Origin of the sequence: Streptomyces sp. NPDC017890 (genome assembly GCF_044328675.1) — a bacterium.
In the GTDB taxonomy this organism is placed as follows: domain Bacteria; phylum Actinomycetota; class Actinomycetes; order Streptomycetales; family Streptomycetaceae; genus Streptomyces.
The window spans coordinates 13,507-32,965 of sequence record NZ_JBIRHU010000041.1 but is presented as its reverse complement, the minus strand read 5'-3'; the positions used below and the strand labels follow the sequence as shown (position 1 = coordinate 32,965).

Annotated in this window: 16 protein-coding genes; 13 read left to right on the top strand and 3 right to left on the bottom strand. The window is 71.1% G+C overall.

All coding sequences use genetic code 11. The annotated features are described in order from the left end of the window. The first annotated feature begins 262 nt into the window (after positions 1-262). The 8 genes from ruvC (at position 263) to relA (ending at position 9,541) form a co-directional block, all read left to right on the top strand. Complete coding sequence (gene ruvC, locus ACH4F2_RS33905) at positions 263-829, top strand: crossover junction endodeoxyribonuclease RuvC (protein ID WP_398136579.1); 567 nt, start codon at positions 263-265, stop codon at positions 827-829. Beyond that, positions 826-1,431, top strand: coding sequence for a Holliday junction branch migration protein RuvA (gene ruvA, locus ACH4F2_RS33900; protein ID WP_398136578.1), 606 nt, complete (start codon positions 826-828; stop codon positions 1,429-1,431). Before ruvC ends, ruvA begins: the two co-directional genes overlap by 4 nt. A gap of 27 nt (positions 1,432-1,458) precedes the next feature. Then, positions 1,459-2,532 carry a Holliday junction branch migration DNA helicase RuvB gene (ruvB, locus tag ACH4F2_RS33895; RefSeq protein WP_398136577.1) on the top strand — a complete coding sequence of 358 codons (1,074 nt, stop codon included), beginning with the start codon at positions 1,459-1,461 and terminating at the stop codon, positions 2,530-2,532. Positions 2,533-2,707: 175 nt separating this feature from the next. Further along, positions 2,708-3,223: a preprotein translocase subunit YajC gene (yajC, locus tag ACH4F2_RS33890; protein ID WP_398136576.1), complete on the top strand. Its 516-nt coding sequence runs from the start codon at positions 2,708-2,710 to the stop codon at positions 3,221-3,223. Positions 3,224-3,353: 130 nt separating this feature from the next. After that, on the top strand, positions 3,354-5,147 hold the full coding sequence (secD, locus tag ACH4F2_RS33885; RefSeq protein ID WP_398136575.1) for a protein translocase subunit SecD: 1,794 nt from the start codon (positions 3,354-3,356) through the stop codon (positions 5,145-5,147). Between the two features lies 1 nt (position 5,148). Then, positions 5,149-6,279, top strand: a complete 1,131-nt coding sequence (gene secF / locus ACH4F2_RS33880; protein ID WP_398136574.1) for a protein translocase subunit SecF — start codon at positions 5,149-5,151, stop codon at positions 6,277-6,279. Further along, positions 6,276-6,824, top strand: coding sequence for an adenine phosphoribosyltransferase (locus ACH4F2_RS33875; protein ID WP_398136573.1), 549 nt, complete (start codon positions 6,276-6,278; stop codon positions 6,822-6,824). The genes secF and ACH4F2_RS33875 overlap by 4 nt, the downstream gene beginning before the upstream one ends. A 173-nt stretch (positions 6,825-6,997) precedes the next feature. After that, positions 6,998-9,541, top strand: coding sequence for a GTP pyrophosphokinase (gene relA, locus ACH4F2_RS33870; RefSeq protein ID WP_398136572.1), 2,544 nt, complete (start codon positions 6,998-7,000; stop codon positions 9,539-9,541). Positions 9,542-9,629: 88 nt separating this feature from the next. On the opposite strand, the gene ACH4F2_RS33865 is transcribed toward relA, so the two are convergent. Together ACH4F2_RS33865 and ACH4F2_RS33860 are read right to left on the bottom strand one after the other, a co-directional pair. Then, a complete protein-coding gene (locus ACH4F2_RS33865; protein WP_398136571.1) occupies positions 9,630-10,859 on the bottom strand; it encodes a DUF349 domain-containing protein in 1,230 nt (409 codons plus the stop codon). A gap of 135 nt (positions 10,860-10,994) precedes the next feature. Continuing rightward, positions 10,995-11,819, bottom strand: coding sequence for a peptidylprolyl isomerase (locus ACH4F2_RS33860; protein ID WP_398136570.1), 825 nt, complete (start codon positions 11,817-11,819; stop codon positions 10,995-10,997). Positions 11,820-12,002: 183 nt separating this feature from the next. Here ACH4F2_RS33860 and ACH4F2_RS33855 point away from each other — a divergent pair, with 183 nt between their 5' ends. The 5 genes from ACH4F2_RS33855 to rpsD all read left to right on the top strand — a co-directional run bounded on the left by ACH4F2_RS33855 (position 12,003) and on the right by rpsD (position 17,216). Then, complete coding sequence (locus tag ACH4F2_RS33855; protein WP_398136569.1) at positions 12,003-12,710, top strand: MBL fold metallo-hydrolase; 708 nt, start codon at positions 12,003-12,005, stop codon at positions 12,708-12,710. A gap of 13 nt (positions 12,711-12,723) precedes the next feature. Further along, a complete protein-coding gene (gene hisS, locus ACH4F2_RS33850; protein WP_398136568.1) occupies positions 12,724-13,986 on the top strand; it encodes a histidine--tRNA ligase in 1,263 nt (420 codons plus the stop codon). Between the two features lie 200 nt (positions 13,987-14,186). Then, positions 14,187-14,849, top strand: a complete 663-nt coding sequence (locus tag ACH4F2_RS33845; protein WP_398136567.1) for a vitamin K epoxide reductase family protein — start codon at positions 14,187-14,189, stop codon at positions 14,847-14,849. Positions 14,850-14,950: 101 nt separating this feature from the next. Continuing rightward, on the top strand, positions 14,951-16,306 hold the full coding sequence (locus tag ACH4F2_RS33840; protein WP_398136566.1) for a replication-associated recombination protein A: 1,356 nt from the start codon (positions 14,951-14,953) through the stop codon (positions 16,304-16,306). Between the two features lie 295 nt (positions 16,307-16,601). Further along, the gene (rpsD, locus tag ACH4F2_RS33835; protein ID WP_003977321.1) at positions 16,602-17,216 is read left to right on the top strand and encodes a 30S ribosomal protein S4; all 615 of its coding nucleotides are present in this window, start codon (positions 16,602-16,604) and stop codon (positions 17,214-17,216) included. Positions 17,217-17,248: 32 nt separating this feature from the next. Here rpsD and ACH4F2_RS33830 read toward each other — a convergent pair whose 3' ends face one another. Further along, positions 17,249-19,435: an ATP-binding protein gene (locus ACH4F2_RS33830; RefSeq protein WP_398136565.1), complete on the bottom strand. Its 2,187-nt coding sequence runs from the start codon at positions 19,433-19,435 to the stop codon at positions 17,249-17,251. Between the last annotated feature and the right edge of the window lie 24 nt (positions 19,436-19,459).

The window sequence follows — 19,459 nt, the reverse complement described above, 5'->3', positions numbered from 1 at the left end:
CTCCTCCCCCCCCCCCACCACCGCCCCGCGGCTGGGGGTCGGGGGGGGGGGGGGGGGGGCGCGGCCCCCCCCCCCCCGGGGGGGGGGGGGGGGGGGGGGGGGCCCCCCCCCCCCCCCCCCCCGCCGCTCCTGTCAGTGGCAGCCGATAGCCTGGCGTACGTCAAAGATCACCGTCCACGGACCGCAACCACCGATTGAGGACCCCGACGGCGATCAGCCGGAGCCGCGAGAGCGGCGGCGGTTCAGCCGCGAAGGGGTGCACGTGCGCGTACTTGGGGTGGACCCGGGGCTGACCCGCTGCGGGGTCGGTGTCGTGGAAGGTGTCGCGGGCCGGCCGCTCACCATGATCGGCGTCGGTGTCGTCCGGACGCCCTCGGACGCCGACCTCGGCCACCGCCTCGTCGCCGTCGAGCAGGGCATCGAGCAGTGGCTGGACGAGCACCGGCCTCAGTACGTCGCCGTGGAGCGCGTCTTCAGCCAGCACAACGTGCGTACGGTGATGGGCACCGCCCAGGCCAGCGCCGTCGCCATCCTGTGCGCGTCCCGCCGCGGCATCCCGGTCGCCCTGCACACCCCCAGCGAGGTCAAGGCCGCCGTCACCGGCAGCGGACGCGCCGACAAGGCACAGGTCGGTGCCATGGTCACCCGCCTGCTGCGGCTCGCCGCGCCCCCCAAGCCCGCCGACGCCGCCGACGCCCTCGCGCTCGCCATCTGCCACATCTGGCGCACTCCCGCGCAGAACCGCCTCCAGCAGGCCGTGGCCCTGCACGCCTCGAAAGCCCAGCGGACTCCGAAAGCCCCGACCGCACCGAAAGGCCGTACGCCATGATCGCCTTCGTCAGCGGCACGGTCGCCGCCCTCGCCCCCGACGCCGCGGTGGTCGAGGTCGGCGGCGTCGGCATGGCCGTCCAGTGCACGCCGAGCACGCTCTCCACCCTCCGGATCGGCAAGCCCGCCAAACTCGCCACCTCCCTCGTCGTCCGCGAGGACTCGCTCACCCTGTACGGCTTCGCCGACGACGACGAGCGCCAGGTCTTCGTGCTGCTCCAGACGGCGAGCGGCGTCGGCCCCCGGCTGGCCCAGGCGATGCTCGCCGTGCACAGCCCCGACGCCCTGCGCTCGGCCGTCTCCACCGGCGACGAGAAGGCGCTCACCGCCGTCCCGGGCATCGGCAAGAAGGGCGCGCAGAAACTGCTCCTGGAGCTGAAGGACCGCCTCGGCGAACCCGTCGGGACCCCCGCCGTCGGCACACCGGTCAGCACCGGCTGGCGCGACCAGCTGCACGCGGCCCTGATCGGCCTCGGGTACGCGACCCGCGAGGCCGACGAGGCCGTCTCCGCCGTGGCGCCCCAGGCGGAGGCCGCCGGGGGCACGCCCCAGGTGGGACAGCTGCTGAAGGCGGCCCTGCAGACACTGAACCGCGCCCGATAGACCGTACCGAGAGCCGAGGCACACCTGATGAACTGGGACGACACGACCGACACGGACGCCGCGGGCGAACGGCTGGTGGGTGCGTCCGCCGACGGCGAGGACCAGGCCGTGGAGGCCGCCCTGCGCCCCAAGGACCTGGGCGAGTTCATCGGCCAGGAGAAGGTCCGCGAGCAGCTCGACCTCGTGCTGCGCGCCGCACGCGCGCGCGGGGCGACCGCCGACCACGTGCTGCTCTCCGGCGCTCCCGGGCTGGGCAAGACCACCCTCTCGATGATCATCGCGGCCGAGATGGAAGCCCCCATCCGCATCACTTCCGGCCCCGCCATCCAGCACGCCGGCGACCTCGCGGCCATCCTCTCCTCCCTCCAGGAGGGCGAGGTCCTCTTCCTCGACGAGATCCACCGCATGTCGCGGCCCGCCGAGGAGATGCTCTACATGGCGATGGAGGACTTCCGCGTCGACGTCATCGTAGGCAAGGGCCCGGGCGCCACCGCCATCCCCCTGGAGCTGCCGCCCTTCACCCTGGTCGGCGCCACCACGCGCGCGGGGCTGCTGCCGCCGCCGCTGCGCGACCGCTTCGGTTTCACCGCCCACATGGAGTTCTACGGACCGGCCGAACTGGAACGCGTCATCCACCGCTCGGCGGGCCTGCTCGACGTCGGGATCGACACGGCCGGCGCCGCCGAGATCGCCGGCCGCTCCCGCGGCACGCCCCGCATCGCCAACCGCCTGCTGCGCCGGGTCCGCGACTACGCCCAGGTCAAGGCCGACGGCCTGATCACCCAGGAGATCGCCGCGGCCGCCCTCGCGGTCTACGAGGTCGACGCCCGGGGCCTGGACCGTCTGGACCGGGGTGTGCTGGAAGCCCTGCTCAAGCTGTTCGGCGGCGGGCCGGTGGGCCTGTCCACGCTCGCCGTCGCCGTGGGGGAGGAGCGTGAGACAGTGGAAGAGGTCGCCGAACCCTTCCTCGTCCGGGAGGGACTGCTCGCCCGCACCCCACGCGGACGGGTCGCGACCCCCGCCGCATGGGCGCATCTCGGCCTCACCCCGCCGCGTTCCCAGAGTTCCGGAAACGGACAACAGGACTTGTTCGGGGCGTGACGACCCCGTCACGAGGAGGACATTCGCCGGAGCAGGAACCCCGGTGCCACGCTGAGCGTTGTTCCATGCGCGCGGACTCGCTTAGACTCCGCCGATGCCGCCCTTGTCGGCGGCGGACACACCCCCAACCATCAGGCCGCTCCCCATCGCGGTCGTGTGAAGGAAGTACCGACCCGTGAGTCTCGTGACCCTCCTCCCGTTCATCGTGCTCATCGGGGCCATGTTCCTGATGACCCGGTCGGCGAAGAAGAAGCAGCAGCAGGCCGCCGACATGCGGAACCAGATGCAGCCCGGTTCCGGAGTCCGCACCATCGGGGGCATGTACGCCACGGTCAAGGAGGTCAGCGAGGACACGGTCCTCCTCGACGCCGGTCCGGGCGTCGAGCTGCTCTTCGCCAAGAACTCCATCGGTGCCGTCCTCACCGACGACGAGTACAACCGCATCGTCCACGGCGTCGAGCACGACCTGAAGTCCGACGCCGACGTCGTCCCGGACGATGCCTCCTCCCTCACCGAGACCGACGCCTCCGACGCCGACGCCGCCGTCTCCTCGGACGACCGGCCCGTCGACCTCGGCAAGAAGGACGCGGCCGACGAGCCGGCCGACGAGCCGACGGTCGACGCCGCGTCCGCCGAGACGAAGACGGACGAGCAGCCGAAGAAGTCCGACGGCGGTTCCGAGGCCAAGTAGCCGTGCTCCGGGGGCGCGGGCACTGCCCGCGCCCCCGTGTGACGCGCGGCTCACACGGATGCCGACACCATGTGATGGCCGCCGGTGACGCCTACCCGGCGTGAAGCGGCATGAGAGGGAGTACACAAAGGTGGCAGCACTTAAAAAGGGAAAGAATGCGAGCGCTCAAAGTAAGCCCGGGCGCTCGCTGGCCCTGATTCTGATCGCCATTGTGGCGCTCACCGGGGGCATGTTCGCCTCCGGGCACACGACTCCGCGTCTCGGTATCGACCTGGCCGGCGGCACGAGCATCACGCTCCGGGCCGTGCCGGAAGCGGGCCAGGAGTCCGCGATCAACAAGACCAACATGGACACCGCGGTCGAGATCATGAACCGCCGTGTCAATGGTCTGGGTGTTTCCGAGGCCGAGGTCCAGACCCAGGGCGACCGGAACATCATCGTCAACATCCCCAAGGGGACGGACTCCGGGGAGGCCCGGGCCCAGGTCGGCACCACCGCCAAGCTCTACTTCCGTCCGGTCGTCGCCACCGAGCTCTCCGGCGCGGCGGCGACGGGCAGCCCCTCGCCCAGCGCCACCGGCGGCGCCTCGGACACGGCGACCGACAAGGCCACGGACGAGGCGACCGACAAGGCCACCGACACGGACGAGGCGAGCTCCTCCCCGTCCGGCTCCGCCTCGGCGAGCGCCACCACCCAGGGCCGCGCCGCCAGCGACGCCCTGAAGGCGGACCCCAGCCCGTCGGCCAAGACGTCCGACGGTGCCTCCCCGTCCCCGAGCGCCAGCGCCTCGGGTGACGACGCCACCGCCAAGCTCCAGGCCGAGTACGCCAAGCTGGACTGCACCGACGAGGGCGCCCGCGCCAAGGCCGGCGACGGTTCCAAGCCCGGCGACTCGATGGTCGCCTGCGGCCAGAACTCCCAGGGCCAGTGGCAGAAGTACATCCTCGGCCCCGCCGAGGTCGACGGCACCGACGTCGACAAGGCCGAGGCCGTCTACAACACGCAGACGGCCGCCGGCTGGACCGTGACGATGAAGTTCACGGACGAGGGCGCCAAGAAGTTCGCGAGCATCACCGGCAAGCTGGCGCAGAACCAGTCCCCGCAGAACCAGTTCGCCATCGTCCTGGACAACGAGGTCGTCTCCGACCCGTATGTCAGTCAGGCGCTCACCGGCGGCAACGCGGAGATCTCCGGCAGCTTCGACCAGGAAGAGGCCCAGGGCCTCGCCAACATGCTGTCCTACGGCGCCCTGCCGCTGACCTTCAAGGAGGACAGCGTCACCACCGTCACCGCCGCGCTCGGCGGTGAGCAGCTCAAGGCCGGCCTGATCGCGGGCGCCATCGGCCTCGCCCTGGTCGTCCTCTACCTGCTGGTCTACTACCGCGGCCTGTCGTTCATCGCCGTCGCCTCGTTGCTGGTCTCCGCGGGTCTGACGTACGTGATCATGTCGCTGCTCGGTCCGGCCATCGGCTTCGCGCTGAACCTGCCGGCGGTGTGCGGTGCCATCGTCGCCATCGGCATCACGGCGGACTCGTTCATCGTGTACTTCGAACGCGTCCGCGACGAGATCCGGGAGGGCCGCACCCTGCGGCCCGCCGTCGAGCGGGCCTGGCCGCGCGCCCGGCGCACCATCCTGGTCTCGGACTTCGTGTCCTTCCTCGCCGCGGCGGTGCTCTTCGCCGTCACCGTCGGCAAGGTGCAGGGCTTCGCGTTCACCCTGGGTCTGACCACGCTGCTCGACGTGGTGGTGGTGTTCCTCTTCACCAAGCCGCTGCTGACGCTGATGGCCCGGCGCAAGTTCTTCGCGAGCGGTCACAAGTGGTCCGGTCTCGACCCGAAGAGCCTGGGGGCCAAGCCGCCGCTGCGCCGCACCCGCCGCCCCGCCCGTCCCGCCGCCGGCCACGTCGACCCGAAGGAGGCGTGAGATGGGAAAGCTCGGCAACCTCGGCGCCCGACTGCACCATGGCGAGATCGGCTACGACTTCGTCAAGAACCGCAAGCTCTGGTACGGCATCTCGATCCTCATCACCATCACGGCCATCGTCGGCCTGGCGGTGCGCGGCCTGCACATGGGCATCGAGTTCCAGGGCGGCGCGGTCTTCACCACCCCGAAGAACATGAGCGCCTCGGTCTCCCAGGCCGAGACGTTCGCGGAAGAGGCCTCCGGCCACGACGCGATCGTCCAGAAGCTCGGCGACGGCAGCCTCCGCATCCAGATCTCGGGCACCGACACCGAGGCCTCGGACCAGATCAAGGCGGAGCTCTCCAAGGACCTGGACGTCCCGGCGGAGAAGATCAACGCCGACCTGGTCGGCCCCAGCTGGGGTGACCAGGTCGCGAACAAGGCCTGGCAGGGCCTCGGGATCTTCATGGTCCTCGTGGTGATCTACCTGGCGATCGCGTTCGAGTGGCGCATGGCGCTCGCCGCGTTCGTCGCGCTGGTCCACGACATCACCATCACGGTCGGCATCTACGCCCTCGTCGGCTTCGAGGTCACGCCGGGCACGGTGATCGGTCTGCTGACCATCCTCGGCTACTCGCTCTACGACACGGTCGTCGTCTTCGACAGTCTCAAGGAGCAGACGAAGGACATCACCAAACAGACCCGCTGGACCTACGCCGAGATCGCCAACCGGTCGATCAACAGCACCCTGGTCCGTTCCGTCAACACCACGGTGGTCGCCCTGCTGCCGGTCGGCGGTCTGCTGTTCATCGGTGGCGGTGTCCTCGGCGCGGGCATGCTCAACGACATCTCGCTGTCGCTGTTCGTCGGCCTGGCCGCGGGCGCGTACTCGTCGATCTTCATCGCCACGCCGCTCGTCGCCGACCTCAAGGAGGCCGAGCCGCAGATGAAGGCCCTCAAGAAGCGGGTGCTCGCCAAGCGGGCCCAGGCGGCGGCCTCGGGCGAGCCGGCGGAGGACGACTTCGACGACGAGCGGTACGCCGAGGACGAGGCCGACGAGGCCGACGACGCGGCCGCCGCGGTCGTGGGCCCCCGCAACCAGCCCGCGTCCCGTACCAGGGGCCGCGGCCGACCCTCTGGAAAGCGCCGATGACCGGAACGACCGACATCACGGAGCTGCTGCTCAGCCGTATCCGGGACGTGGCCGACTACCCGGAGCCGGGCGTGGTGTTCAAGGACATCACCCCGCTCCTGGCCGACCCTGCCGCCTTCACCGCCCTGACCGACGCGCTCGCCGAGGTCGCCGAGCGCACCGGCGCCACCAAGGTCGTCGGTCTGGAGGCCCGCGGCTTCATCCTCGGCGCCCCGGTGGCCCTGAGGGCGGGCCTCGGCTTCATCCCCGTACGCAAGGCGGGCAAGCTCCCCGGAGCCACCCTCAGCCAGGCGTACGACCTGGAGTACGGCTCGGCCGAGATCGAGGTGCACGCCGAGGACCTGACCGCCGGGGACCGGGTGCTGGTCGTCGACGACGTCCTCGCCACCGGCGGTACGGCCGAGGCCTCGCTGGGGCTCATCCGCCGGGCGGGCGCGCAGGTCGCGGGCCTAGCCGTCCTGATGGAGCTGGGCTTCCTCGGCGGGCGGGCCCGTCTGGAGCCGGCCCTGGCCGGGGCGCCGCTGACGGCACTGCTCACGGTCTGAGTCGCACGCACCGCACACCTGTGGCGGGCCCGGAGGAATCCGGCGCCCGCCTCAGGCGTTTCTCGGGTCGACGGCCCTCACAGTGGCCGGAAGGCGATCCTGGAGCGCAGGATCGCTACCATGGGGTTTCCGGAGCCTGACCGGGGGACCCGGATCGCGCACGAGGAGTCCTCTTGCCAGACGAGGCCCAGCCACTGACCGCCGCAAAGCCCGAGTCCGCCTCGGCGCCCGCGGCGAAGCCCGCGCCCAGTTCGCCGCAGGCGACGAACGACACCCGCGGGCCGATCCAGCACGCCCCGGCCGCGCCCGTCGACAAGCCGGCCGACCAGCAGCTGCGTCCGGGGCCGATCCCGCCCGAGCGCGAACGGAACGCGCCCGTGGTCCGCGCGCCGTCCGGCCAGCCCGCCCGCTCGGGCTCCTCCAACCGCGTCCGCGCCCGCCTGGCCCGCCTCGGCGTGCAGCGCGCCAACCCGTACAACCCGGTCCTGGAGCCGCTGCTGCGGATAGTGCGCAGCAACGACCCCAAGATCGAGACGGCGACCCTGCGCCAGATCGAGCGCGCCTACCAGGTCGCCGAACGCTGGCACCGCGGCCAGAAGCGCAAGAGCGGCGACCCGTACATCACGCACCCGCTGGCCGTCACCACCATCCTCGCCGAGCTGGGCATGGACCCGGCCACGCTCATGGCGGGCCTGCTGCACGACACCGTCGAGGACACCGAGTACGGCCTGGAGGACCTGCGCCGAGACTTCGGCGACGTGGTCACCCTCCTCGTCGACGGCGTCACCAAGCTCGACAAGGTCAAGTTCGGCGAGGCCGCGCAGGCCGAGACCGTGCGCAAGATGGTCGTCGCCATGGCCAAGGACCCGCGCGTCCTGGTCATCAAGCTCGCCGACCGCCTGCACAACATGCGCACCATGCGCTATCTCAAGCGCGAGAAGCAGGAGAAGAAGGCGCGCGAGACCCTGGAGATCTACGCGCCGCTCGCCCACCGGCTGGGCATGAACACCATCAAGTGGGAGCTGGAGGACCTCGCCTTCGCGATCCTCTACCCCAAGATGTACGACGAGATCGTCCGCCTGGTCGCCGAGCGCGCCCCCAAGCGCGACGAGTACCTCGCCATCGTCACCGACGAGGTCCAGCAGGACCTGCGCGCGGCCCGCATCAAGGCGACCGTCACCGGCCGCCCCAAGCACTACTACAGCGTCTACCAGAAGATGATCGTCCGCGGCCGTGACTTCGCGGAGATCTACGACCTGGTGGGCATCCGCGTCCTCGTGGACACCGTCCGCGACTGCTACGCGGCACTCGGCACCGTGCACGCGCGATGGAACCCGGTCCCGGGCCGGTTCAAGGACTACATCGCGATGCCCAAGTTCAACATGTACCAGTCGCTGCACACGACGGTCATCGGGCCCAACGGCAAGCCGGTCGAGCTGCAGATCCGCACCTTCGACATGCACCGCCGCGCCGAGTACGGCATCGCCGCGCACTGGAAGTACAAGCAGGAGGCCGTCGCGGGCGCCTCCAAGGTGCGCTCCGACGCGCCGAAGTCGTCCGGCAAGGGCAAGGACGACCACCTCAACGACATGGCGTGGCTGCGGCAGCTGCTGGACTGGCAGAAGGAGACCGAGGACCCCGGGGAGTTCCTGGAGTCCCTGCGCTTCGACCTCTCCCGCAACGAGGTCTTCGTCTTCACTCCCAAGGGCGACGTCATAGCGCTCCCCGCGAGCGCCACCCCCGTCGACTTCGCGTACGCGGTGCACACCGAGGTCGGCCACCGCACCATAGGGGCCCGGGTCAACGGCCGCCTCGTCCCGCTGGAGTCCACCCTGGACAACGGCGACCTGGTGGAGGTCTTCACCTCCAAGGCGGCCGGCGCGGGCCCCTCCCGAGACTGGCTCGGCTTCGTGAAGTCGCCGCGCGCCCGCAACAAGATCCGCGCCTGGTTCTCCAAGGAGCGCCGCGACGAGGCGATCGAGCAGGGCAAGGACGCGATCGTCCGCGCCATGCGCAAGCAGAACCTGCCGATCCAGCGCATCCTGACCGGCGACTCCCTGGTCACGCTCGCCCACGAGATGCGCTACTCGGACATCTCCGCGCTGTACGCGGCGATCGGCGAGGGCCACGTCTCCGCGCAGAACATCGTGCAGAAGCTGGTCCAGGCACTCGGCGGCGAGGAGGCGGCCACCGAGGAGATCGACGAGTCGGTCCCGCCCGCGCGAGGCCGCGGCCGCAAACGCCGTACCAACGCCGATCCGGGCGTCGTCGTCAAGGGCGTGGAGGACGTGTGGGTCAAGCTGGCCCGCTGCTGTACGCCCGTCCCCGGCGACCCCATCATCGGCTTCGTCACCCGCGGCAGCGGCGTCTCCGTTCACCGCAGCGACTGTGTGAACGTGGACTCGCTCTCCCGCGAGCCCGAGCGCATCCTCGAGGTCGAGTGGGCGCCCACACAGTCCTCGGTCTTCCTGGTCGCCATACAGGTCGAGGCGCTGGACCGTTCCCGGCTGCTGTCGGACGTCACGCGTGTGCTGTCCGACCAGCACGTCAACATCCTGTCCGCGGCCGTCCAGACCTCCCGCGACCGCGTCGCCACCTCCCGCTTCACCTTCGAGATGGGCGACCCGAAGCACCTCGGGCACGTCCTGAAGGCCGTACGGGGCGTCGAGGGCGTGTACGACGTGTACCGGGTGACGTCGGCGCGCAGGCCGTCGTAGGGGCCCACGGGCGAAGAGGCTCCCGTACAGGCGAAGGGGCTCCCGTACGGCATGTACGGGAACCCCTTCGCCTGCGCGCGGGTGTGTGTCAGCCGCCGAACTCGTGCAGGCCCTTCAGCGCCTGGTCCAGCAGCGCCTGCCGGCCGTCCAGCTCACGCTGGAGCTTGTCGGCCTTGGCGTTGTTGCCCTGGGCACGAGCCTGCTCGATCTGGGAGCGCAGCTTGTCCACGGCTGCCTGGAGCTGCCCGGTCAGGCCCGCGGCACGCGCGCGTGCCTCCGGGTTCGTCCGGCGCCACTCGGTCTCCTCGGCCTCCTGGAGCGCCCGCTCGACCGCGTGCATCCGGCCCTCGACCTTCGGTCGGGCGTCGCGCGGCACGTGGCCGATGGCCTCCCAGCGCTCGTTGACCGTACGGAACGCGGCGCGGGCCGCCTTCAGGTCGGTCACGGGCAGGAGTTTCTCGGCCTCCTCGGCCAGCTCCTCCTTGAGCTTGAGGTTCTCCGTCTGCTCGGCGTCCCGCTCGGCGAAGACCGAGCTGCGGGCGGCGAAGAACACGTCCTGGGCGCCGCGGAAGCGGTTCCACAGGTCGTCCTCGTGCTCGCGCTGGGCCCGGCCCGCGGCCTTCCACTCGGACATCAGGTCGCGGTAGCGCGCGGCCGTCGGCCCCCAGTCCGTCGAGCCCGACAGCGCCTCGGCCTCGCCGACCAGCCGTTCCTTGGTCCGACGGGCCTCCTCGCGCTGGGCGTCCAGCTGCGCGAAGTGCTGCTTGCGGCGCTTGGAGAAGGCCGAGCGCGCGTGCGAGAAGCGGTGCCACAGTTCGTCGTCGGACTTGCGGTCCAGGCGCGGCAGGCCCTTCCAGGTGTCCACCAGGGACCGCAGCCGCTCACCGGCCGACCGCCACTGGTCGGACCGCGCCAGCTCCTCGGCCTCGGCGACCAGCGCCTCCTTGGCGCCGCGCGCCTCGTCGGACTGCTTCGCCCGCTGGGCCTTGCGCTCCTCGCGACGCGTCTCCACCAGGGCGACGAGCTTGTCCAGCCGGACCCGCAGCGCCTCCAGGTCACCCACCGCGTGGTGGGCGTCGACCTGTTCCCGCAGGTGGTCGACGGCGGCCTGGGCGTCCTTCGCCGACAGGTCGGTGGTTTTCACTCGCTTTTCGAGGAGGCCGATCTCGACAACCAGGCCTTCGTACTTGCGTTCGAAATAGGCCAGCGCCTCCTCGGGGGAGCCTGCCTGCCAGGAGCCGACGACCTTCTCGCCGTCGGCCGTACGCACGTACACGGTCCCCGTCTCATCGACGCGGCCCCACGGGTCGCTGCTCACAGCGCCTCCTCCACATGATGCCTGCGGAGGGCTTCGCTGCCCCCGGGCATCGTCCACAGTTTCGTCACGGCCAAGATAGGCGACCGGCGGGTGGCCTGTCCGCATCCCGCGCGACCGAACTTTCGCTGATGAGGGTCAGGATTTCGTGACGGTGGCCTTGTCGATCACGACCGTCGCGTTGGGTGCTCCGTCGCCCGCGCCGGTGCTCTCGCCCGCGGCGGCGATCTTCTTCAGCACCGTCATGCCCTCGTCCGAGATGGTGCCGAACGGCGTGTAGCTGGGCGGCAGCGGGCTGTTCTGGTACACGAGGAAGAACTGGCTGCCGCCGGAGCCCGGCTGGCCGGTGTTCGCCATCGCCACCGTGCCCGCCGGGTACGTGTTCTCCTTCAGGCTCTTGTCCTTCAGGTTCTCGTCCGGGATGTTGTAGCCCGGACCCCCGTTGCCCTGGCCCGTCGGGTCGCCGCACTGGAGCACGTAGATCCCGTTGGTGGTGAGCCGGTGGCACGGCGTGTGGTCGAAGTAGCCCTTGCCGGCCAGGAAGTTGAACGAGTTGACGGTGTGCGGCGCCGCCGACGTCTTCAGTGCGATGTCTATGTCACCGCAGGTCGTCGCCAGCTTCATCGTGTACTTCGCCGACTTGTCGATGGCCATCGCAGGTTCCTTCTCCCAGGTCTGCGTCTTGACCGCGCCCTCGGCCGGCTTGTCGCACGGGTCCGGCGCCTTGCTGCTCGCCGATGCGCTCGGGGTGACCTCGGCGTTCGCGTTCGTCTTGCTGTCGCCGTCGTCCAGGACCACTCCGGTCGTGTACAGCGCGACACTGCCGATCAGGATCACGCCGAGCACCGACGCGATCACGGCGTTGCGCATGCGCGCCTTGCGTCGTGCGGAGGTACGTCGCTGCTGCTGCCGCAAGAACTTCTCCCGGGCGAGCTGACGCCGCCGCTGCTCCTGGGTGACCACCGGGTTCTCTCCTCGTGCGTCTTCGTGTGCCGACCGGTACGCGTGGGTGCGATGAGCCGACCGTGGGCGTGTAGCCCCGTACCGTATATGGGTTCGCTGAGGAATCGGCACCGCCGGTAGGCTCTCACTCTGGGTGCGGCCGGTTCGCAAGCCCACCCGTACCGACACAAACGAAGGACGATCGTGCTCATTGCCGGGTTCCCCGCCGGGGCCTGGGGGACGAACTGCTATCTCGTCGCCCCCGCCGCCGGTGAGGAGTGCGTGATCATCGACCCGGGCCATCAGGCGGCCCCCGGAGTCGAGGAAGCGATCAGGAAGCATCGGCTCAAGCCCGTCGCCGTCGTCCTCACCCACGGCCACATCGACCACGTGGCCTCGGTCGTCCCGGTCTGCGGCGCGCACGACGTGCCGGCCTGGATCCACCCCGACGACCGCTTCATGATGAGCGACCCCGAGAAGGGGATCGGCCGCACCATCGGCATGCCGCTCATGGGCGAGCTGACCGTGGGCGAGCCGGACGACGTCCGGGAACTGACCGACGGCGCGAAGCTGGAGCTGGCGGGCATGGAGCTGACCGTCGCGCACGCGCCGGGCCATACCAAGGGGTCGGTGACCTTCGGCCTGCCCGAGGCGGCGGACATCCCGCCGATCCTGTTCTCGGGCGACCTGCTGTTCGCCGGCTCCATCGGACGCACCGACCTCCCCGGTGGCTCCATGGACGACCTGCTCGAGTCCCTGGCCCGCGTGGTCCTCCCGCTCGACGACTCCACCGTGGTGCTGCCCGGTCACAACGACTACACGACCATCGGCCAGGAACGCGCCACCAACCCGTATCTGCGGCAGGTGGCCGCCGGCCAGGGAGCCCCGGGGGCTCCCCGACGAGGAATGTGACGAGAGACCTTCCGTGAGCACCTTCAAGGCCCCCAAGGGCACGTACGACCTGCTGCCGCCCGACTCCGCCAAGTACCTGGCGGTCCGCGAGGCGATCGCCGCCCCGCTGCGCAACTCCGGCTACGGCTACATCGAGACGCCCGGTTTCGAGAACGTCGAGCTGTTCGCGCGCGGTGTCGGCGAGTCGACCGACATCGTGACCAAGGAGATGTACGTCTTCGAGACCAAGGGCGGCGACCGCCTCGCCCTGCGCCCGGAGACGACGGCTCCCGTACTGCGCGCGGTCCTGGAGGCCAACCTGCACAAGGCGGGCAACCTGCCGGTGAAGGTCTGGTACTCGGGCTCGCAGTACCGCTACGAGCGCCCCCAGAAGGGCCGTTACCGCCACTTCTCTCAGGTCGGCGCCGAGGCGATCGGCGCGGAGGACCCGGCGCTGGACGCCGAACTGATCATCCTCGCCGACCAGTCGTACCGAGCGCTCGGCCTGCGGAACTTCCGCATCCTGCTCAACTCCCTGGGCGACAAGGAGTGCCGGCCCGTCTACCGGGCCGCGCTCCAGGACTTCCTGCGCGGTCTCGACCTGGACGAGGAGACGCTGCGCCGCGCGGAGATCAACCCGCTGCGCGTACTGGACGACAAGCGCCCCGAGGTGCAGAAGCAGCTCACCGACGCCCCGCTGCTGCGCGACTACCTGTGTGACGCCTGCAAGGCCTACCACGAGGAGGTGCGCGAGCTGATCACGGCGGCCGGCGTCGTCTTCGAGGACGACCCGAAGCTGGTGCGCGGCCTGGACTACTACACGCGCACGACCTTCGAGTTCGTCCACGACGGCCTCGGCTCCCAGTCCGCGGTGGGCGGCGGCGGCCGCTACGACGGACTGTCCGAGATGATCGGCGGTCCCGCCCTGCCGTCCGTCGGCTGGGCCCTCGGCGTCGACCGCACCGTCCTCGCCCTGGAGGCGGAGGGCATCGAACTGGACATCCCGTCCGCCACCTCCGTCTTCGCCGTCCCGCTCGGCGAGGAGGCCCGCCGGATCCTGTTCGCCAAGGTCACCGAGTTGCGCAAGAACGGCGTCGCCGCCGACTTCTCCTACGGCGGCAAGGGCCTCAAGGCCGCGATGAAGGCAGCCAACCGCTCCGGTGCCCGCTACGCCCTGGTCCTCGGCGAGCGCGACCTCGCCGAGGGCGTCGTCCAGCTCAAGGACATGGAGTCCGGCGAGCAGGCGGCGATCGGCGTCAACGAGATCGTCGCGGAGCTGGAGTCCAGGCTCGGCTAGCGGGCCGGTACGTCCTGTCGCCTCCAGGGGCGCGCGTGTTCGCCCGCGTGTGCCCCTGGGGAACGGGAATCGGCCGGAACGCAACCCTCCGGGGCGATCGCCGGTGCGTTCTTACGTTCATCGAACGGTGGCCCCGCAGGTCCGTGCGGCACAATGGCCCTGCCCGAAGCAGGTCCGACTCAAGTGACGGAATCGGCGTGATGAGCAAGACGACAGTGAAGGACGTCTCCACCGTGACGGAGCCCGCGCCGGAACCCATCGCCGGAGCGCGGCGGGCCGAAGGCGGCAGCCGTGCCCTCGCCCTGCTGCTGGTGATCACGGGCGCGGCCGGAGTGCTCGCCGCGTGGGTCATCACGCTCGACAAGTTCAAGCTGCTCGAGGCCAAGGTCGCGGGCACGACGTTCACGCCCGGGTGCAGCCTCAACCCCGTCGTCTCCTGCGGCAGCGTCATGGAGAGCGACCAGGCGGCCGTCTTCGGCTTCCCCAACCCGATGCTCGGCCTGGTCACCTACGGCATCGTCGTCTGCGTCGGCATGAGCCTGCTCGCCGGGGCCCGCTTCCCGCGCTGGTACTGGCTCACCTTCAACGCCGGCACGCTCTTCGGTGTCGGCTTCTGCACGTGGCTGCAGTTCCAGTCCCTGTACCGGATCAACGCGCTGTGCCTGTGGTGCTGCCTGGCCTGGGTCGCCACGATCATCATGTTCTGGTACGTGACGTCCTTCAACGTCCGCAAGGGCTTCCTTCCCGCACCGAACTGGCTCAAGGGCTTCTTCGGTGAGTTCACCTGGGTGCTGCCGGTGCTGCACGTCGGGATCATCGGCATGATGATCCTGACCCGCTGGTGGGACTTCTGGACCAGCTGACGGACCGGCCGGGCCGCTCCGCGGAAGGGGCCCCACCGGGTTGTCGGTGCGGTGCTGTGCCCTCTGGGGGCGACCCCCGGACCCCCCGGTAGGGTTCAACCGTGGAGCCCGACCTGTTCACCGCCGCAGCAGAAGAACGCCAGGAGAAGGACCCGACCGGCAGCCCCCTCGCCGTGCGGATGCGCCCGCGCACCCTCGACGAGGTCGTCGGTCAGCAGCACCTGCTCAAGCCCGGATCACCGCTGCGCCGTCTGGTCGGCGAGGGAGCCTTGGGCCCCGCCGGACCCTCCTCCGTGATCCTCTGGGGCCCGCCGGGCACCGGCAAGACGACCCTGGCGTACGTCGTCTCCAAGGCGACCAACAAGCGGTTCGTGGAACTGTCGGCGATCACCGCGGGCGTCAAGGAGGTCCGCGCGGTCATCGACGGCGCACGCCGCGCCGTCGGGGGGTACGGCAAGGAGACCGTCCTCTTCCTCGACGAGATCCACCGCTTCAGCAAAGCCCAGCAGGACTCCCTGCTCCCGGCCGTCGAGAACCGCTGGGTCACCCTGATCGCCGCCACCACCGAGAACCCGTACTTCTCGGTGATCTCCCCGCTGCTCTCCCGCTCCCTCCTCCTCACCCTCGAACCGCTCACCGACGACGACGTCCGGGGCCTGCTCCGCCGCGCCCTGACCGACGAACGCGGCCTGGGGGAGGCCGTCACGCTCCCCGAGGACACCGAGGACCACCTGCTGCGCATCGCCGGCGGCGACGCCCGCCGCGCGCTGACCGCCCTGGAGGCCGCCGCCGGGGCCGCGCTCGACAAGGGCGAGGCCGCGGTCACCCTGGCGACGCTGGAGGAGACGGTCGACCGGGCGGCCGTGAAGTACGACCGCGACGGCGACCAGCACTACGACGTCGCCAGCGCCCTGATCAAGTCCATCCGCGGTTCCGACGTGGACGCCGCCCTGCACTACCTGGCCCGGATGATCGAGGCCGGCGAGGACCCCCGCTTCATCGCCCGCCGCCTGATGATCTCCGCCAGCGAGGACATCGGCCTCGCCGACCCGAACGCCCTGCCGATCGCCGTCGCCGCCGCCCAGGCCGTCGCCATGATCGGTTTCCCCGAGGCCGCCCTCACCCTCAGCCACGCCACCATCGCCCTGGCGCTGGCCCCCAAGTCCAACGCCGCGACCACCGCCATCGGCGCAGCCCTGGACGACGTACGCAAGGGGCACGCCGGGCCGGTCCCCGCGCATCTGCGTGACAGCCACTACAAGGGCGCGGGCAAGCTCGGACACGGGCAGGGATACGTGTACCCGCACGATCTGCCGGAGGGCATCGCCGCCCAGCAGTACGCCCCGGACGAGCTGAAGGACCGCACCTACTACACCCCGACCCGGCACGGCGCAGAGGCCAGGTACGCGGACGCGGTGGAGTGGACCCGCGGGCACCTCGGTCGCAAGCGGTCCTGAGCAGCCTGTAGAATCGCCGGGAGTGCCGAGTCCCGTGCAGTCAGAACGGGACAACCGGCCGGAGCCCCCAGCGGGCTCCAGGAGCGTCGCGCACCGTCGACAGGTGTCGCGGGCAGCCCACCACCACCAGGAGTTCCGGGAGCGGTCGGTGGGCCACTCGCGTGCTGCACGTATGTGCCCAGACCAGGGAGCGGCTGCCCGGCAGGTCCCATGCGGACCAGGCGGGTTTCCCCGGCTGCGGATTGCGACCTCCCTCAACCCTGACAAGCCGGAAACCAGGAAAGAGACACAGACAGTGGCGAACCAGCCCCGTCCCAAGGTCAAGAAGTCGCGTGCCCTCGGCATCGCGCTGACCCCGAAGGCCGTCAAGTACTTCGAGGCCCGCCCCTACCCGCCGGGCGAGCACGGCCGCGGCCGCAAGCAGAACTCGGACTACAAGGTCCGTCTGCTCGAGAAGCAGCGTCTGCGCGCGCAGTACGACCTCAGCGAGCGCCAGCTCGTCCGCGCCTACGAGCGTGCCTCCAAGACCAACATGAAGACCGGCGAGGCCCTGGTCATCGAGCTCGAGCGCCGCCTCGACGCGCTGGTCCTGCGGTCGGGCATCGCCCGCACGATCTACCAGGCCCGCCAGATGGTCGTCCACGGCCACATCCAGGTCAACGGCCAGAAGGTCGACAAGCCGTCCTTCCGTGTCCGCCCGGACGACGTCGTGCAGGTGCGCGAGCGCTCCAAGGAGAAGACGCTCTTCACGATCGCCCGTGAAGGTGGCTTCGCCCCCGACGGCGAGACCCCGCGCTACCTCCAGGTGAACCTCAAGGCCCTGGCGTTCCGCCTGGACCGTGAGCCGAACCGCAAGGAGATCCCGGTGATCTGCGACGAGCAGCTCGTCGTCGAGTACTACGCCCGCTGATCCCAGCCCCGGCGCAGTACACCAGCGGTACCTCAGCCCGCCGTCTCCCCGCCCTTCCGGGTGGGCGAGGCGGCGGGCTTCGCCGTCCGCGCTCCCGTCGTGGCACGCCGCCCGCCCCCGCGCGGTGCCGGCAGCGAGGCCGGCACCCCGGGCCGCCGCAGCGCCCGCGACACCGCCTCCCGCCGGCCGAGCCGAGCCCCGTGCCGTACGCAGTCCTGGTACCGCTCGTCGCCCAGCTGCTCCCGGGCCGCCGCCTCGCACAGCTCGTGCGGCGCGTTGTAGTGCGCCGAGCCGAACAACGGCAGCCCCACCGACGGCCACATCCGCCCCGCCGCGCCCTGCAGCACCGCGGCCTCCGCCGCGTTCCCGTCCGCCACCGTGACCAGGGCCAGCAGCTCCACCGCCAGCACCGAGCCCAGCTGGTCCCGGAAGCGGTGAGCGCTGGCCAGGCAGTCGGCCAGCAACTCGCGGGCGCGCCCCGGCTCACCCTCGCTCCAGGCCGCGTAGGCCAGCACGTACAGGGCGTAGCCCCGGGCCCAGCGCTCGCCGTGGTCCTCGCACACCTGCCGGACGTCCTCGCACAGGCGCACCGCGTCCGGCATGTCGCCCTGGAACGCCCGCGCCATCGCCAGCTCCACCTGGCCCATCAGGACGTTGCTGTTGAGCTCGCCGATCTCCCGGTAGCGCCGCAGCGCGGAACGCAGCAGCGTCTCGGCGCGGGGCATGTCGTCCGTGACCAGGGCCAGGCAACCGGTGCGGTGCTCCGCGTACGCCACCGCGGTGGGGTTCGCGGACTGCTCGGCCTCCTCCCGGCACTCCTGGAGCGCCGCCAGCGCGGGCACCGTGTCGCCCTGCAGGATCGCCACGTACCCGAGCACCCACAGCGCCTTCAGCCGGGACTGCTCGCCCGCCGTCCCCTCCACGTCCAGCCGCACCGCCTGCTCAAGCCAGCGCCGCCCCTCCGACAGCCGTCCGCAGCCGACCCAGTGGAACCACAGGGCGCCCGCCAGATACTGGCCCAGGTGCGCCTCGTCCGGCTCCGTCAGACAGTGCTCCAGGGCGCTGCGCAGGTTCGGCAGCTCCGCGTCCACTCGCGCGGTGACCTCGTGCTGGCGCGGCGAGAACCATTCCAGCTCGCACCAGGTCGCCAGGCCCACGTACCAGTCCCGGTGCCGCCGCCGCAGCCGCGCCGTGTCGCCCGTCGCCTCCAGCCAGTCGGCGCCGTACGCCCGCACCGTGTCGAGCATCCGGTAGCGCACCCCGGCCGGGGTCTCCTCGCGGGTCAGCACCGACTGCGCGAGCAGCGCGGAGAGCACGTCGAGCACGTCGTCGGCGGGCAGCCCCTCGCCGCTGCACAGGTACTCGGCGGCCTCCAGGTCGAACGGCCCCGCGAACACCGACAGCCGGGCCCACAGCAGCCGCTCCGCCGGCGTGCACAGCTCATGGCTCCAGCCGATCGCCGTGCGCAGCGTCCGATGCCGGGGCAGCGCGCTGCGGTCCCCGCCGGTCAGCAGGCGGAAGCGGTCGTCCAGCCGTTGCAGGACCTGCCCCGGCGACAGCGCGCCCAGCCGCCCCGCCGCCAGCTCGATCGCCAACGGGATCCCGTCCAGACGCCGGCACAGCTCCCGCATCTCCCCGTGGCCCTCGTCCAGGTCGGCGTCGTACCCGTACGTCAGGGCCCGCTGCCGTGCCCGGACGGTCAGCAGCTCCAGCGCCTCCTCCGGGCTCAGCGGTGCCAGCGGAAGCAGCCGCTCCCCGGCCACGCCCAGGGGCCTGCGCCCCACCGCCAGTACGCGCAGCCCCGGGGCCCGGCCCAGCAGTTCGGTCACCAGCGCGGCACAGACGTCCACCAGGTGCTCGACCCCGTCGAGGATCAGGAGCAGCTCCCGCCCCGCGAGGTGCGTGAGCAGCGCCTCGCGCGGCAGCCGGGTCGTGTGGTCGGTCAGGCCCAGCGCCTCCACGACCGCGTAGTCGACGAACTCCTCGTCGCGCACCGGCGCCAGGTCCACCCGCCACACCCCGTCCCGGGGCACGTACCGCGCGGCCGCCCGCGCCGCCAGCCGCGACTTCCCGACCCCGCCTGTCCCGGTCACGGTCACCAGCCGCTCGGAGTCCAGCGCCCGGGCCAGCTCCGCGAGCTCCGCGGCTCTCCCCACGAAGGTGTCGAGTTCGAGCGAAAGGTTGCCGTGCGGGATTCCGTCGCGCCGATGGTCTCGCATAAGACACGGAGCGTACTGAACCGG